The organism is Rubrivivax gelatinosus IL144 (genome assembly GCF_000284255.1).
GTDB lineage: Bacteria > Pseudomonadota > Gammaproteobacteria > Burkholderiales > Burkholderiaceae_C > Rubrivivax > Rubrivivax gelatinosus_A.
The window spans coordinates 3,660,528-3,675,890 of record NC_017075.1 but is presented as its reverse complement, the minus strand read 5'-3'; the positions used below and the strand labels follow the sequence as shown (position 1 = coordinate 3,675,890).

Sequence of the window (15,363 nt, the reverse complement as noted above, 5' to 3'; positions counted from 1 at the left end):
TCGGCGCGGCCGCTCCCCGCAGCGCGGGAAGCCGTGGTGGCGGCCCGTCTTCGGCGGGCCGCAGCGGCCTCAGTGCGCCGCCAGCCAGAGGCGCGCGATGTCCGCGGCGCCGTCGTTGCCCTTCACGCCGTGCAGCGTCTGCGCGGCAGCGGCCTTCTGGCCGGCCTGGGCCTGGGCCTGGCCCAGGCGCAGCTTGGCGTCCTCGGGGCGGCGCAGGCCGCCCTTGGCGATGCCCTTCTGGATCAGCGTCGCACCCTTCGCGGCGTCGCCCATCGAGGCGTATGCGAAGCCGACCTTGACCAGGTCGTCGCCGGTCTTCTCGGCGTTCGCCGCGTCGGCCTGACCGGCGATGTCCGCCTTCTGCTGCGCCGCCTGCTTCTGCGCCAGGTCACGCAGGCGCTGGTGGCGCGAGGCTTCGGCGCCGGTGCCCAGGGCGCCGGTCTTGTAGCCCTGCTCGACGATGCGCACGGCCTCGTTGGGCAGCCCGGCCTGCAGCGCCAGCTGGGCCATCTCCATGTACTCGTCGGTCTTGCCCAGCGTGCCGGTGGCCAGCTTCAGGCGCATCACGTCGAGCGCGAAACGGTCGGCGAACCCGCTGCGGCGCTGCAGGCGGCCGAGGTAGGCCGTCCAGTAGTCCTTCTTCGGGTAGTAGGTGACCAGCTTCTCGAGCGTGCCGACGTAGCCGTTGGTGTTGCCGGTGCGCTGCTGGGCGTCGGCCAGGCGCAGCAGGTCGCTCTCCTCGGGCTTGCGGCCGGCCGATTCGGCGGCGGCGACGGCGGCACCGGCGTCGCGGGCGATCGCGCTGTAGTCGCCGCTGGCCGACTGCAGATAGCCCTGGAGCTGCTTGACCGTGGCGCTGTTGTTGCCGGCGGCCACCGCCTTGTTCAGCCACTCGGTGGCCTTGGCGTTGTTGCGCAGCTGGGCGTAGGCAGCGGCGAGCTGTTCGGCGAGCTGACCGAGTTCGTTGCCGCTGGCCTTGGCGGCCAGCGCTTCCAGCGCCTGGGCGGCGGCGGCGTAGTCGCCGGCACGCTGGGCGGCGGCGGCCTTCATGCGGTCGATGGTCTGCTGCTCGGCGGCGGTGCGGCCACCGACGCTCTCGGCTTCGCGAACCTTGGCCAGCGCCTCGCGCGCCTTGCCGGCCTTCAGCAGCTCACCCGCTTGTTGCAGCGGCTTTCCGATCTCGGCACGCAGCCCCTGGGCCCCGGCGACGGACAGCCAGCCGGCAGCGACGAGGCACAGGGCAACGGTACGCAGCTTGGTCTTCATCTCTTGGATTCCTCGGCGTGGCCCGTCCAGCAAACGGCACGCCCGATGAAAAACAGCGGCGCGCCGTCCCGGACGAACGGGACCTCGCAGCCGCTGCGGGGGTGGATCAATTCAGGAACTGCTCGTTGCCGACGATGCCGATCTTGGTCACGCCCAGGCGCTGGGCGCTGGCCATGATCATCGCGACGACCTTGTAGGTCACGAGCTTGTTCGGGCGCAGGTGCACCTCGGGCTGGTCGGCCGCGGCGGCGACCGTCGCCAGCTTGCCTTCGAGCGCACCGCGGTCGGGCACGATCTCGCCGTTCCACGCGATCGTGCCGTCGAAGTCGACGTCGATGCGGATGATCTCCGGCGGCTGCGGCGGCGGCGCCGCGTTGTTCGGCGTCGGCATGTTCATCTTCACCGCGTGCGTCTGGATCGGGATGGTGATGATGAACATGATCAGCAGCACCAGCATCACGTCGATCAGCGGCGTGGTGTTGATGTCCACCATCACGTCGTCTTCGGCGGCGGAACCTACTTGCATGGCCATGGTTGTTCTCCTCAGCGCGCCGCGACGCCAGCCGGCGGCTCGGTGATGAAGCCGACCTTGAAGATGCCGGCGCGCTGGCAGGCCACGACGACGCGGCCGACCGATTCGTAGCGCACGTCACCGTCGCCGCGGATGTGCACCTCGGGCTGCGGTTCCTTGACCGATTCGACCTTCAACCGGTTCACGAGCGTCTCGATGTCCGGAAGGCGCTCGATGCCCCAGAACATCTCGCCGTCGCGGTTGACCGCGATGACGATGTTCTCCGGCTTGGTCTGCAGCGGGATGTTGCGTTCCTTGGGCAGCTCGAGCTTGATCGACTGGGTGACCACGGGAATCGTGATCAGGAAGATGATCAGCAGCACCAGCATCACGTCGACCAGCGGCGTGGTGTTGATCGAGCTGTTGAGCTGCTCCTCCCCGCCGTTGTCGGCAGGGCCTACTTGCATCGCCATCGCGATCTCCTGGAGGACGACGGCTGCCGTGCCCCGCGTGCGCGGCCGTGCCCGGGGGCACGGCTGTCACGGCGGCGGCAGCCGGTCGGCATCACGTCAGCGCTTGCCGGCGATCAGCACGTTGTGCAGGTCGGCGCTGAAGCTGCGGACCTGATCCAGAACGGCCTTGTTGCGGCGGATCAGCCAGTTGTAGCCCATGACCGCCGGCACGGCGACGGCCAGACCGATGGCGGTCATGATCAGCGCTTCACCGACCGGGCCGGCGACCTTGTCGATCGAGGCCTGGCCGCTGATGCCGATGCGCACCAGGGCGTTGTAGATGCCCCAGACGGTACCGAACAGGCCGACGAACGGAGCGGTCGAGCCGACGGTCGCCAGGAAGGCCAGGCCGTCGGTCAGGCGGCTCTGGATGTTGCCGACGGCGCGGTCGACGCTCATCGTCACCCAGGTGTGCTTGTCGATGGTCTCGACCATCGTGCCTTCGTGATGATCGCTGGCCTTGATGCCCGACTCGGCGATGTAGCGGAAGGCCGAGCCTTCTTCCAGCGCGGTGAGGCCGGTCTTGACCGAGCCGGCCTTCCAGAACGCGTCGGCCGACTGGCGCGCGCTCTTCATCATCGAACGTTGCTCGTAGAGCTTCGTGAAGATGATGTACCAGCTGCCCATCGACATGATCACGAGGATGATCAGCGTGCCCTTGGCGACGAAGTCGCCTTGCTGCCACAGGGCCTGCAGGCCGTAGGGGTTGTCCACCGATTCATGTTCGGTGGCTGCGGCCGCGGCCGGCGCCGTCGCGGCCGGTTGCGCGGCGGTGTCGGCCTGGGCGAGGGCGGGTTGGGTGCCGAACGCGGCGACCAGCGCGACCATCATCGCCACGAGCGACGATCGCATCAGTTTCATCAAGGACATCGTGCCTCCAAGGGGAAAGAACGCCGGCGCACCGCCGCACGTGGGTAAGAGCGCCGCCGCGCGCACGCGGCGAGACGCAACAACAGGTTGCCTCGCTACTCGAGGTTCCAGACGTATTCGACTTCGGCTTGCCCGCCGACGGGGTTGCCGTGCTCGTCGGTGCCAGGCTTGAACTGGCACTGGCTGAGCTTGCTGATCGCGACGCGGTCGAGCAGCTTGTGCTCACGCGACGGACCGGCGGAGCGGACCAGTTCGGAGCCGGAGACGCGACCGTTCGCGTCCACGCTGAACCGGACCTTCGTCGTGCCCGTGGCCTCGACACGCACGGCCGCGGGCGGATAGTCCTCGCGAGTCGGGGCGCAGGAACGGGCGCTGATGATCGTCGGCCGGGCGTTGCGCGGCGCCGGCGGCGCCTCGACGGCGCGCTGGACCGTGACGGCCTGCGGCGGCGGGGCGACCGTGGTCGTCGTGATCGTCGGCGCCGGGGTCGGCGGCGGGTTCACGTTGACTTCGGGCGGCGGCACGAACGACGGCGGCGGCGGCGCGAACTTCGGCGGCGGCGGGAGGTTTTCCGGCGGCGGGGGCTCCGGCGGTTTCACCTCCTCGATGATCTTGGTCTCGATCGGGGCCTTGATGACCTCGACCATGCGTTGCGCGAGACCCGAGATCAGGGCCCAGCCGAGCAGCAGGTGCAGGGCTAGAACGATGCCGATCCCAACGGCGTGCTTGCCCGGGTTTCGTTGTTGCTGGGCGTAATCCACTCAGAATCCTCCAGGAGTTCCCGCTCCGCCATTCGGAGCCGGAACCCGCGACCAACTTCTCACGCGGCCTCGTGGACCGCAGGCGGCCTGGTCGACCGCGAAGCGCGGGACTATAGCGCGAAAGTCAAGCGACCCCGGCCGGGGGCTTGCCCTGGCTCCGAGTCGCTGGTTTGCGCTCCGGTAGCCCGTTGCAAGTTCGGGGCCAGCATCCTAACGGGGCGCCGGGCCTCGGGATGCGCGTTCCGCGCGCTTGCTTCCTTGCGTTTCGAGCAGGGCCTCGGCGGCCGCAAAAGTCGGCGTCAAATGTCAAGCGTTGACATTGCCGGTGCTGCGCATCTCAAGGCGCTCGGGCGTGCCGTCGAAGCTGTCGTTCAGCGACGCGGCACCAGCGGGCGGCTTGTGCGGGTGTTTCCCTCAGCACGCCCGCGGCGACTGGAGCGTCGCCCATCGGAAAGCACAGCACATGAAGCTCAACTCCCTGCGTGTCGGCCAGCGCCTGTGGCTGTTCGTCGGCACATTCGCGCTCCTCGTCGTGACCGTCGTCGGCATTGCCGGCCGATGGTTGTACATGTCGGAAATCGAGGCCGAGCAGTCGATCTCGGTTGCCCAGCGCAAGGTCGAACTCGCCAACGCCTGGCTGCACCTGGTCGAGGTGAACATCGGGCGCGAGTACGCCGCAGCCCTGAGCACCGAGCCCGCCGTGCACGCGGCCATCCTGCCGCTCAACGAAGCCAACGTCGAGAAGATGAAGACCGACATCAAGCCGCAGATCAACGCTCTGGCGACGACCGAGGCCGAGAGGACGATGCTCAAGTCGATCGACGTCAAGCACGCCGCCGCGCGCGCCGCGGCCCTGGCGATCTCGGACTTCAAGCACCGCGGTGACAACGCCGGCGCGCGTGCCGTGCTGGAGACGCGCTTCCTGCCGGCCATGGACATCTTCATCCCTTCGGTGCGCGAGTTCATCGCCAGCCAGCGTGCGAACGCCGACGCGGTGCGCGAGCGCGTGCTCGCAGAGCGGCTCCGGATCGTCGGCGTGGCCGGCGCGCTGATCGCCGCCGTCATCGGCGCGGCGGTGCTCGGCACGATCGCGCTGCGCCGCTCGATCCAGGTCCCGCTGCTCGAGGCGATGGGCGTCGCGAACACGATCGCCTCGGGCGACCTGACGCGCCCGGTGCCGTCGATGCGCGGCGACGAGTTCGGCGACCTGCTGCGCACGCTGGAGGCGATGCGCCAGTCGCTGAGCAGCGTCGTCGGCGCGGTGCACACGGGCACCGAAGGCATCCTCGGCGCCAGCCGCGAGATCGCCGCGGCCAGCCGCGACCTGTCGCAGCGCACCGAGGAGTCGGCCGCCAACCTGCAGCAGACGGCGGCGTCGATGGAGCAGCTCACCGGCACGGTGCGCCAGTCGGCGCAGGCGGCGCACGAGGCCGATGCCTGCGCCGCCGAGGCCGCCGGCGTCGCCGCCCGTGGCGGCGAGCTGGTGCAGGAAGTGGTGACGACGATGCAGGCCATCCACACCAGCTCGACGCGCATCGCCGAGATCATCGGTGTCATCGACGGCATCGCGTTCCAGACCAACATCCTGGCGCTCAATGCCGCGGTGGAGGCAGCGCGTGCCGGGGAATCGGGCCGCGGCTTCGCCGTCGTCGCCGGCGAGGTGCGCGCGCTGGCGCAGCGCAGCGCTCAGGCGGCCACCGAGATCAAGTCGCTGATCGGCGCCTCGGTCGACCGGGTCGAGGCCGGCTCGCGTCTGGTGGCCGACGCCGGCACGACGATGCACGACATCGTCGGCCAGGTCGGGCGCGTCGCCGAACTCGTCGGCCGCATCAGCGCGGCCGCCGGCGAGCAGAGCGACGGCCTGGAGCAGGTCAACGTCGCGGTGGCCGCGCTGGACCGCATGACGCAGCAGAACGCGGCGCTCGTCGAGCAGTCCAGCGCCGCGTCGAAGGCGCTGGAGGACCAGTCCGCGCAGCTGTCGGGCCAGGTCGCGCGATTCCAGGTCGCCGGCGCCTGAGCCGCGGCGGCAGCGGCGCCACGGAACTCGGGCGCCGCTTTCCGACTCCTTCAGGACACATCCCGTTTCCAAACCGGGCCGCGCGGCGCGCCAGCGCTGCGCCACGGCCCCGGCTGCGTCGTCTTCCGTCCTGCATCGTTCCTCTGTCCGGAGCCCGTGCGCGGCAGCACGCGGCCGACACCGAGAGGAGGAACCCATCCGATGCAGTTGTTCGTGTCCGCCGGCCTGATCGCCGCGATCGTCGCCTGGGGGCTGGTCGCCCCGGCCTCGCTGGGCGTGGTCTTCGACCGCGCGCTGGCCTACATCACCGTCCATTTCGGCTGGCTGTACCTGTGGGTCGTGCTCGGCCTCGTCGTCGTCTGCGCGCTGCTCGCCTTCGGGCGCTACGGCAGCCTCAAGCTGGGCGCCGACGACGAGGAGCCCGAGTTCTCGCGCCCGACCTGGTTCGCGATGCTGTTCGCCGCCGGCATGGGCATCGGGCTCGTCTTTTGGGGCGTCGCCGAGCCCTTGTCGCATTACCTGTCGCCGCCGCCGGGCGTGGCGCCACGCTCGCCCGAAGCCGCCAGCGCCGCGATGCGCTACGCCTTCTTCCACTGGGGGCTGCACCCGTGGGCGGTGTACAGCGTCGTCGCGCTGGCGATCGCGTTCTTCACCTTCCGCCGCGGCAGCGCGCCGCTGATCAGCTCGGCCACCGAGGCGCTGCCCTGGCGCGGCGCGCGGCTGCTGTCGCCGCTGGTCAACGTGCTGGCCGTCATCGCCACCGCCTTCGGCGTCGCCGCGTCGCTGGGCATCGGCGCGCTGCAGATCAACAGCGGCCTGAACGCCGTCTTCGGTCTGCCGGTGGGCATCGGACCGCAGATGGCGATCATCGCCGTGACGACGGCGCTGTTCATCGGCTCGGCGCTCAGCGGCGTGACGCGCGGCATCAAGTGGCTGTCCGTCGCCAACCTGCTGCTCGCCGCGGCACTGGCGCTGGTCGTGTTCCTCGTCGGGCCGACGGTGGCGATCATCGACACCTTCACGACGACGCTGGGCGCCTACGTCAGCGAGTTCGTGCGCATGAGCCTGCGCATGACGCCGTTCCGCGACAGCAGCTGGATCGGCAGCTGGACCGTCTTCTACTGGGCCTGGTGGATCGCGTGGTCGCCGTTCGTCGGCCTGTTCATAGCGCGCGTCTCGCGCGGCCGCACGATCCGCGAGTTCGTGCTCGGCACGGTGTTCGCGCCGACGCTGGCCGGCATCGCCTGGTTCGCGGTCTTCGGCGGCACGGCGCTGAACCTGGAGATCTTCGGCCGCGCGCCGATCGCCGCGGCGGTGCAGGCCGACGTCTCGACGGCGCTGTTCGCGATGCTCCAGGCCTTGCCGCTGGGCGGCCTGATGTCGGTCGTCGCGACGCTGCTCGTGCTGGTCTTCTTCGTCACCTCGGGCGATTCGGCGACGCTGGTGCTGGGCATCATGAGTTCCAAGGGCGCCCCCGACCCGAAGGCGCGCGTGAAGCTCGTCTGGGGCCTGCTGGTGGCCGGCATCGCCGCGAGCCTGCTGCTGTCGGGGGGCATCAAGGCGGTGCAGACGGCGACCATCGTCTTCGCGCTGCCGTTCACGCTGGTCATCGTGCTGATGGCCGTGGCGCTGTGGCGTGCGGTGCGCGAGGACTGGCTGGCCGAACAGCGCCGCGAGCGCGAGCTGCGCCGGCGGCTGCGCACGATGGTCGGCGGCGGCGCCGCGTGACCCGGGCCCCGACGCCCCGCGCCCTCCGGGCGACGGGCGCGGGGGCGCTCCAATCCGGCCGAGCGTGAAATGAAACCGGTTCGCGGTTCAAGAACCGGATGCAGAAGACCGATGGCAAGGACGACCGCTGGGGAATCGCCCCGAGCCCCGGCGGACACCCCCCCCACAACGCCAAAGCCGTCGAGTCGATTCATGAAGTTCTTGCGTGATGCCCGCATCGGGGTTCGTCTAGGCGTGGCCTTTTTCGGCCTCGTCCTGCTGCTCGCCATCACCGGCGCCGTCGGTCTGCGAAGCCTGCAGAACACCCAGGCGCGGCTGGAGTCGATCTACGGCGACCGCGTCGTGCCGCTGCAGCAGCTCAAGCTGATCGCCGACGCCTACGCGGTCAAGGTGATCGACACCGTCAACAAGGCCAACGCCGGGCGTCTGCCGGCGCAGGACGCGCTCCAGGCGCTGGGAGGCGCGCAGGAGCTCATCGCGAAGTCCTGGCGCGACTACAAGAGCACGACGATGACGCCCGCCGAAGCGCGGCTGGCCGAGGACGCCGAGCGGCTGTTCGGCCCGGCGGACGCCGACATCGAGCGCGTGAAGAAGACGCTGCAGCCGCTGTCGGGGCCGGTGGCCGGCCAGCTCGCGCAGTTCAACGGCGCGATGTACGACACCGTCGACCCGATCAGCGCCAAGATCGCCGAGCTCATCGAGCTGCAGTTGCACGCCGCCAAGGACGACGTCGACGCGGCGGCACGCACCTACGCCTGGACCATCGCCATCGTCGCTGGCGCCACCGTGCTGTCGATGCTGCTGGCTGCCGCCGGCGGGCTGCTGATCACGCGCTCGATCACGCGCCCGGTCGACCGGGCGGTCGTCGCGCTGCGGGCCGTGGCCGCCGGCGACCTCGGCGTGCAGGTCGAGGCCACGTCCCAGGACGAGATCGGCCAGTTGCTGGCCGCGCTGCGCACGATGAAGGAGGAGCTGTCGCAGATCGTCGGCACGGTGCGCTCCAGCAGCGACAGCGTGGTCACCGCGTCGACGCAGATCGCGCACGGCAACCACGACCTCTCCAGCCGCACCGAGGAGCAGGCCAGCGCGCTGCAGCAGACCGCGGCGACGATGGACGAGCTGAGCAGCACGGTGCGCAACAACGCCGACAACGCCCGCCAGGCCGACCAGCTCGCCCGGGCCGCGGCGCAGGTCGCGGCGCAGGGCGGCGAGGTCGTCGGCCAGGTGGTGACGACGATGGAGGGCATCAGCGACTCCAGCCGCAAGATCGGCGACATCATCGGCGTCATCGACGGCATCGCCTTCCAGACCAACATCCTGGCGCTCAACGCCGCGGTCGAAGCGGCGCGGGCCGGCGAGCAGGGCCGCGGTTTCGCCGTGGTGGCCGGCGAGGTGCGCACGCTTGCCCAGCGCAGCGCCGAGGCGGCGCGCGAGATCAAGGCGCTGATCACGCGCAACGTCGAGCAGGTCGAGCAGGGCTCGTCGCTGGTCGACCGGGCCGGCCAGACGATGGACGAGATCGTCGGCTCGATCCGGCGCGTCAGCGACATCGTCGGTGAGATCAGCTCGGCGACGTCGGAGCAGAGCACCGGCATCCAGCAGGTTGGCGACGCCGTCGGCCAGATGGACCAGGTGACGCAGCAGAACGCGGCGCTGGTCGAAGAAAGCGCGGCCGCGGCCGAGAGCCTGAAGGTGCAGGCGCAGCAGCTGGCGCGCGTGGTGTCGATCTTCAAGCTCGACGCCGCGGCGGCACGAGCGCTCGCCTGATCCCCGCGCCGCGGGCCGCCTGGCGGCGGCTCTTGCGGCGAGCCGGAAACGAAAAAGCCGCTGATCTTGCGATCAGCGGCTTCGTTGTTTTGGTGGAGACGAGGAGGATCGAACTCCTGACCTTCGCATTGCGAACGCGACGCTCTCCCAGCTGAGCTACGCCCCCGAAACAGCTAGCAGTATAGCACCAAAAACGGGCTTGTCATCAAGTCGCTGCGCGCGACGCGTTCGCGCGCCCGTGGCGCTATCGTCGCCGCATGGACCGGAACACCTCGCACCCGCCGCACGACGGCCTGCTGTCGCCCGTCGTCGCCGGCTGCTGGCGGCTGCACGAATGGGGCTTCGACGTCGCGGCGCGCGTGCGCTGGATCGAGCAGGCGCTCGAGCTCGGCATCATCACCTTCGACCACGCCGACATCTACGGCGGCTACCGCGTCGAGGCGCTGTTCGGCGAGGCGCTGGCCGCCGCGCCGGGGCTGCGCGAGAGGCTGCGGCTGGTCAGCAAGTGCGGCATCAAGCTCGTCTGCGACGCCCGCCCGGCGCATGCGATCAAGTCCTACGACGGCTCGCGCGAGCACGTCGTCGCCTCGGTCGAGGCCTCGCTGCGCGCGCTGCGCACCGACCGGCTGGACCTGCTGCTGCTGCACCGGCCCGACCTGCTGGCCGACCCCGACGAGATCGCCGCCACCTTCGACGACCTGCGCCGCGCCGGCAAGGTGCTGCATTTCGGCGTTTCCAACCACACGCCCTCGCAGTTCGCGCTGCTGCACCGGCGTATCCCGCTCGTCACCAACCAGCTCGAGCTCTCGCCCTTGCAGATGCAGGCGCTGGCCGACGGCACGCTGGAGCAGGCGCTGGACCTGGGGCTGCCGCCGATGATCTGGTCGCCGCTGGCCGGCGGCCGGCTGTTCCGCGGCGACGACGAGCAGGCGCGGCGCGTGCGCGCGGTGCTCGAGGCGCTGGGCGCCGAACACGGCGTCTCGGCGGCCACCGTCGCCTACGCCTGGATCCTGCGCCACCCGTCGCGGCCGGTGCCGATCACCGGCTCGTCGCGCATCGAGGCGCTGGCCGAGGCGACCGCGGCGCTCGCGCTGCGCCTGCCGGCCGAAGCCTGGTACCGCGTCTGGCAGGCGAGCATGGGCCACGAGGTCGCCTGAGACCTCAGGACTTGTCCGGTGCTCACTCCCGCTTGGCGGGACCGGCCGCCAGGCCGAAGGGTGCTCCCCTGATCCCCTGACGCCGGCGCGGTCTCGCGTTCGGCGCGGTGGCTTCAGCGCCGCATGATGCGGCGGTGCCGCGTGTCGTCTTCACCCCGCAGCTCGCCCGCTTCGTCGGCCCCGTCGACGCGGTGCAGGCCGACGCGGGCACGCTGGGCGAGGCGCTCGCCGCCGCGTTCGAGCACCATCCGCGGCTGAGAGGCTACGTGCTCGACGACCAGGGCGCGCTGCGCGCCAACGTCGCCGTCTTCGTCGACGGCCAGCGCCGCACGGCGCTGGCCGACACGCTCGCGCCCGCCAGCACCGTGCACGTGCTGCAGGCGCTGTCCGGAGGCTGAAAGGGGGCCAAGATGGACCACGACCGCGCCTGGGCCGCGACGCGCAAAGGCCTGTTCGAACTGCGCCACGACGGCGCCGGTGCCTGGCGCGTGGCCGGCGTCTCCTTTCTCGGCGAGCCGGTGTCGGCGCTGCTGCCGCCCGACGCCGACGGCCGCATGCTCGCGGCGCTGAACCTGGGGCACTTCGGCGTCAAGCTGCACGCCAGCGACGACGGCGGCGCGAGCTGGCGCGAAGTCGCCGCCCCCGTTTATCCGCCTCAGCCCGAAGGCGCGCCCGGGCCGGCCTGGACGCTGGTGCAGGTCTGGACGCTGGAGCGCGACCGCGGCACCGTCTGGGCCGGCACCTTGCCCGGCGGGCTGTTCCGCAGCGAGGACTTCGGCGCCTCGTGGCGCCTGGTCGAGGCTTTGTGGCACGCGCCCGGCCGCGCCGAGTGGTTCGGCGGCGGCTACGAGGTGCCGGGGCTGCACTCGGTCTGCCCCGACCCGTCGCGGCCGGGCGCGCTGCTGGTCGGCGTGTCCTGCGGCGGCGCCTGGGCGAGCGAGGACGACGGCGCGAGCTGGGCGCTGGCGGCGAGCGGCATGCGCGCCGACTACATGCCGCCCGAACGCGCCGACGACCCGGCGGTGCAGGACCCGCACCGCATCGTGCGCTGCGCCGCGGCGCCCGAGGTGCTCTGGTGCCAGCACCACAACGGCATCTGGCGCTCCACCGACGGCGCGCGCTCCTGGCAGCGCGTGCAGGCGCCGCTGTCCTCGTTCGGCTTCGCCGTCGCGGTGCACCCGCGCGACCCCGGCACCGCCTGGTTCGTGCCGGCGGTGAAGGACGAGTGCCGCGTGCCGGTGGGTGCCGCGCTGGCCGTCAACCGCACGCGCGACGGCGGCGCCAGCTTCGAGACGCTGCGCGCCGGGCTGCCGCAGCGCGACTGCTACGAACTCGTCTACCGCCACGCGCTGGACGTGGCCGCCGACGGCACGAGCCTGCTGCTGGGCAGCACGACCGGCGGGCTGTGGGCCAGCGTCGACGGCGGCGAGCAGTGGCACACGGTGGCGACGACCTTGCCGCCGATCCACGCCGTGCGTTTCGGTTAGCGCATCTCGCCGTCGACGTAGTACCAGCGGCCGTCCTCGCGCACGAAGCGGCTGGTCTCGTGCAGCCGGAAGGCGCGGCCGGCGAGCTTGCTGCGGGCGACGAACTCGACCGTCGCGGTGTCGCCGTCTTCGCGGGCGCGGCGGACCTCCAGGCCCAGCCACTTCAGGCCGGGCTCGAACTCGACGCTCTCCGGCCGCGTGCTGGCGTGCCAGGTGGCCAGCAGGTAGGGCTCCAGCGCCAGCACGTAGGCGCTGTAACGCGAGCGCATCAGCGCCTCGGCGGTCGGTGCCGCGGCGCCGGCATGCCAGCGGCCGCAGCAGTCGTCGTAGTCGGCCTTCAGGCCGCAGGGGCAGGGGGTCATCGTCTGGTCCTCGGGCGGCGCGAGCATACGGCGCCGGCCGTGCAGCCGGGATGCGCTGGCTACACTCGGGCGCAGCCGGCTCGCGCACGCGTCGCGTGCACGCCACCGTCCCGCCAGGAACTCCCGATGCTCGACCCCCAAGCCCGCGCGCTGCTGGACCTGATGATCGACAAGCGCGTGCCGCCGGTGCACACGCTGCAGCCGGCCGAAGCCCGGCGCTTCTATGCCGAGCGCCGTGCCTTCACCCAGCCCGAGCCTCCGGCGGTGGCCGAGGTGCGCGACCTGGTCACCGACACCGGCCTGGCGCTGCGCCTGTACCGTCCGGGCGAGGGTGTGCTGGCGCTGCTCGTCTACTTCCACGGTGGCGGCTGGACGATCGGCGACCTGGACACGCACGACGTCGTCTGCCGCACGCTGGCGCTGGCCTCGGGCTGCGCCGTGCTGTCGGTGGACTACCGCCTGGCGCCCGAGCACCGTTTCCCGGCCGCCGTCGACGACGCCGTCGCCGCCGTGCGCTGGGCGCGGCGCGAAGCCGTCGCACTCGGCGTCGACCCGGCGCGGGTGGCCGTCGGCGGCGACAGCGCCGGCGGCAACCTGGCCGCCGTCGCGGCGATCGCCGCACGCGACGCGCACGACCCGCTGGCCGCGCAGTTGCTGATCTACCCGGTGACCGACATGCGCGCCGTCGCGCCCTCGCACGCCACCAACGGCCAGGGCTATCTGCTGACGAACGACAGCATCGCCTGGTTCCGCAGCCACTACGTGCCCGACGAGGCCTCGTGGACCGACTGGCGCGCCTCGCCGCTGCTGGCGCCCGACCTGAGCCGGCTGCCGCGGGCGCTGGTCATCACCGCCGGCTACGACCCGCTGCGCGACGAGGGTCTGCAGTACGCCGACGCGCTGTCTGCCGCCGGCAACCGCGTGCAATACGTCGGCTTCGAGCGCCAGATCCACGGCTTCGTGACGATGGGCCGCGTGCTCGACGAAGCCCACACCGCGCTCGCGCTGGCCGGCGGCTTCCTGCGCGAGGCGCTCGCGCCGGTGGCGGCCTGACGGTGCGCCGCCTGTTGCCGCGGGGGCGCCGATGAGCGGCGGCCACCCGAACCAGTTCGCGCTGCTCGCCCAGCGCCGCTTCGCGCCGTTCTTCGCCGTGCAGTTCCTCGGCGCTGGCAACGACAACCTGTTCAAGTTCGCCTTCACCGTGATGGCGACCTACGAGCTGCAGCTCCACTGGATGCCGCCTTCGCTGGCCGGGCTGGTGATCGGCGCGGTCTTCATCCTGCCCTTCGTGCTGTTCTCGGCCACCGCCGGGCAGCTGGCCGACAAGTACGACAAGGCGCTGCTGGCGCGCTGGGTCAAGTCGCTGGAGATCGCGATCATGGCCGCCGCCGGCTGGGGCTTTGTGCGCGCCGACGCCGTCGTGCTGCTGGCCTGCGTCTTCGGCATGGGGCTGCATTCGACGCTGTTCGGCCCGGTGAAGTACGCCTACCTGCCGCAGCACCTGGACGAGCGCGAGCTGACCGGCGGCAACGGCCTGGTCGAGATGGGCACCTTCGTCGCCATCCTGCTGGGCAACCTGGCAGGCGGCCTGCTGATGGCGGTGCCCGAGGCCGGCGCGCGCCTGGTGGCTGTCGCCTGCCTGGGCGTGGCGATGCTCGGCCGGCTGGTGGCCCAGGCGGTGCCGCGTTCGCCGGCGCCGCAGCCCGACCTGGTCATCAACTGGAACCCGTTCAGCGAGACCTGGCGCAACCTGCGGCTGTCGCGCGAGGACCCGGTGGTCTTCCGCTCGCTGCTGGGCATCTCGTGGATGTGGGCCTTCGGCGCGGTCTTCCTGTCGCAGTTCCCGGCCTTCGCCAAGGACGTGCTGCACGGCGACGAGCAGGTGGCCTCGCTGCTGCTGGTGCTGTTCTCGGTCGGTGTGGGCGTCGGCGCGCTGCTGTGCGAGACGCTGTCGCGGCGCCACGTCGAGATCGGTCTGGTGCCGCTGGGCGCAGCCGGCATGAGCGTCTTCGCCGTCGACCTGTATTTCGCCGCGCACGCTCTGCCGGCCTCGGCGCTGATGCCGGTGGCCGCCTTCGTCGCCCAGCCGGCGCACTGGCGCGTGATGGCCGATCTGGTGCTGCTGGCGCTGGCCGCCGGCGTCTACAGCGTGCCGATGTACGCGCTGATCCAGCTGCGCAGCCCGGCGACGCACCGCGCCCGCATCATCGCCGCCAACAACATCCTCAACGCGCTGTTCATGATCGCCAGCGCGTTGGGCGCCGGGGCGCTGCTCGGCGCGGGGCTGTCGATTCCAGGCGTGTTCCTCGTCGCCGGCGTCGTCAACGCCGTCGTCGCCGGCGCGGTGTTCTGGTTCGTGCCCGAGTACCTGCTGCGCTGCCTGGCGCTGCTGCACGGCCGGCTGCTGCGCCGGCTGCGTGTGGCCGGGCTGCAGCCGCCGGCCGACGGCGCCGCGCTGCTCGTCGGCGCGGCCCCGGGCGGAGCCGACCTGCTGCTGCCGGCGGCCGCCGGGCCGCGGCCGCTGCGCTGGGTCGTCGACCGGCAGCGGCTCGCCGGGCCGGGTCTGGGCGCGCTGCTGCGCCGCGCCGGCGCCGTCGCCTGGGTGCCCGCGCACGAGGACGCTGCGGCGCATGCCGAGGCCGTGGACCGCGCGGCGCAGGCGCTGGCCGCCGGCGAGCTGGTCGGCCTCTTCGTCGCCGACGAGGCCGGGCGGGCGGCGACGCAGGCGGCGCTCGTTGCACGCCAGCCGGTGCCGGTGCTGAGCGTGGGCTTCGTGCCGGGACGGCCGGCGCTGTTGTCGCTGGAGGCGGGGCCCGGCTGACCGTGACCGGATGCCGCCAGGCGCGGCGCCGGGTGCTTGCGGCGAGCACTGTATGGGCATACAGTCTCCTTCATGGAGACACTGCCCCTGTTCGCCCCGTCGCC

General features: G+C 71.7%; 14 protein-coding genes and 1 tRNA gene. 8 read left to right on the top strand and 7 right to left on the bottom strand.

Annotated features, from left to right (window positions below; all coding sequences use genetic code 11):
* Positions 1-69 precede the first annotated feature (69 nt).
* The 5 genes from RGE_RS16775 to RGE_RS24935 all read right to left on the bottom strand — a co-directional run bounded on the left by RGE_RS16775 (position 70) and on the right by RGE_RS24935 (position 3,920).
* Positions 70-1,266: a hypothetical protein gene (locus RGE_RS16775; RefSeq protein WP_014429638.1), complete on the bottom strand. Its 1,197-nt coding sequence runs from the start codon at positions 1,264-1,266 to the stop codon at positions 70-72.
* 106 nt (positions 1,267-1,372) lie between these two features.
* Positions 1,373-1,798, bottom strand: coding sequence for an ExbD/TolR family protein (locus tag RGE_RS16770; RefSeq protein WP_014429637.1), 426 nt, complete (start codon positions 1,796-1,798; stop codon positions 1,373-1,375).
* A gap of 11 nt (positions 1,799-1,809) precedes the next feature.
* On the bottom strand, positions 1,810-2,250 hold the full coding sequence (locus RGE_RS16765) for an ExbD/TolR family protein (protein ID WP_014429636.1): 441 nt from the start codon (positions 2,248-2,250) through the stop codon (positions 1,810-1,812).
* A 96-nt stretch (positions 2,251-2,346) separates the two neighbouring features.
* Positions 2,347-3,159, bottom strand: coding sequence for a MotA/TolQ/ExbB proton channel family protein (locus RGE_RS16760; RefSeq protein WP_014429635.1), 813 nt, complete (start codon positions 3,157-3,159; stop codon positions 2,347-2,349).
* Positions 3,160-3,254: 95 nt separating this feature from the next.
* Positions 3,255-3,920, bottom strand: coding sequence for a TonB family protein (locus tag RGE_RS24935; RefSeq protein WP_043784227.1), 666 nt, complete (start codon positions 3,918-3,920; stop codon positions 3,255-3,257).
* 463 nt (positions 3,921-4,383) lie between these two features.
* On the opposite strand from RGE_RS24935, the gene RGE_RS16750 reads away from it, so the two are divergent.
* From RGE_RS16750 to RGE_RS16740, 3 genes are all read left to right on the top strand, one after another.
* On the top strand, positions 4,384-5,937 hold the full coding sequence (locus RGE_RS16750) for a methyl-accepting chemotaxis protein (protein ID WP_014429632.1): 1,554 nt from the start codon (positions 4,384-4,386) through the stop codon (positions 5,935-5,937).
* Positions 5,938-6,138: 201 nt separating this feature from the next.
* Positions 6,139-7,665 carry a BCCT family transporter gene (locus RGE_RS16745; RefSeq protein WP_014429631.1) on the top strand — a complete coding sequence of 509 codons (1,527 nt, stop codon included), beginning with the start codon at positions 6,139-6,141 and terminating at the stop codon, positions 7,663-7,665.
* A gap of 192 nt (positions 7,666-7,857) precedes the next feature.
* Complete coding sequence (locus RGE_RS16740) at positions 7,858-9,432, top strand: methyl-accepting chemotaxis protein (protein ID WP_014429630.1); 1,575 nt, start codon at positions 7,858-7,860, stop codon at positions 9,430-9,432.
* Between the two features lie 90 nt (positions 9,433-9,522).
* Here RGE_RS16740 and RGE_RS16735 read toward each other — a convergent pair.
* Positions 9,523-9,598 (bottom strand) — tRNA-Ala (locus RGE_RS16735).
* 91 nt (positions 9,599-9,689) lie between these two features.
* Here RGE_RS16735 and RGE_RS16730 point away from each other — a divergent pair.
* The 3 genes from RGE_RS16730 (at position 9,690) to RGE_RS16720 (ending at position 12,076) form a co-directional block, all read left to right on the top strand.
* Positions 9,690-10,589: an aldo/keto reductase gene (locus RGE_RS16730; RefSeq protein ID WP_014429629.1), complete on the top strand. Its 900-nt coding sequence runs from the start codon at positions 9,690-9,692 to the stop codon at positions 10,587-10,589.
* A 134-nt stretch (positions 10,590-10,723) separates the two neighbouring features.
* Positions 10,724-10,987 (top strand): ubiquitin family protein, encoded by a 264-nt coding sequence (locus RGE_RS16725; RefSeq protein ID WP_014429628.1) that lies wholly within the window; start codon positions 10,724-10,726, stop codon positions 10,985-10,987.
* 12 nt (positions 10,988-10,999) lie between these two features.
* Entirely contained in the window at positions 11,000-12,076 is a 1,077-nt protein-coding gene (locus tag RGE_RS16720) for a WD40/YVTN/BNR-like repeat-containing protein (protein WP_014429627.1), read from the top strand.
* On the opposite strand, the gene RGE_RS16715 is transcribed toward RGE_RS16720, so the two are convergent.
* Positions 12,073-12,465 (bottom strand): YchJ family protein, encoded by a 393-nt coding sequence (locus RGE_RS16715; RefSeq protein WP_014429626.1) that lies wholly within the window; start codon positions 12,463-12,465, stop codon positions 12,073-12,075. The two genes, RGE_RS16720 and RGE_RS16715, sit on opposite strands and share 4 nt — an antisense overlap.
* A 99-nt stretch (positions 12,466-12,564) precedes the next feature.
* Here RGE_RS16715 and RGE_RS16710 point away from each other — a divergent pair, with 99 nt between their 5' ends.
* Together RGE_RS16710 and RGE_RS16705 are read left to right on the top strand one after the other, a co-directional pair.
* Positions 12,565-13,491, top strand: a complete 927-nt coding sequence (locus RGE_RS16710; RefSeq protein WP_014429625.1) for an alpha/beta hydrolase — start codon at positions 12,565-12,567, stop codon at positions 13,489-13,491.
* A 31-nt stretch (positions 13,492-13,522) separates the two neighbouring features.
* A complete protein-coding gene (locus RGE_RS16705) occupies positions 13,523-15,259 on the top strand; it encodes an MFS transporter (protein WP_014429624.1) in 1,737 nt (578 codons plus the stop codon).
* The last annotated feature ends 104 nt before the right edge of the window (positions 15,260-15,363 follow it).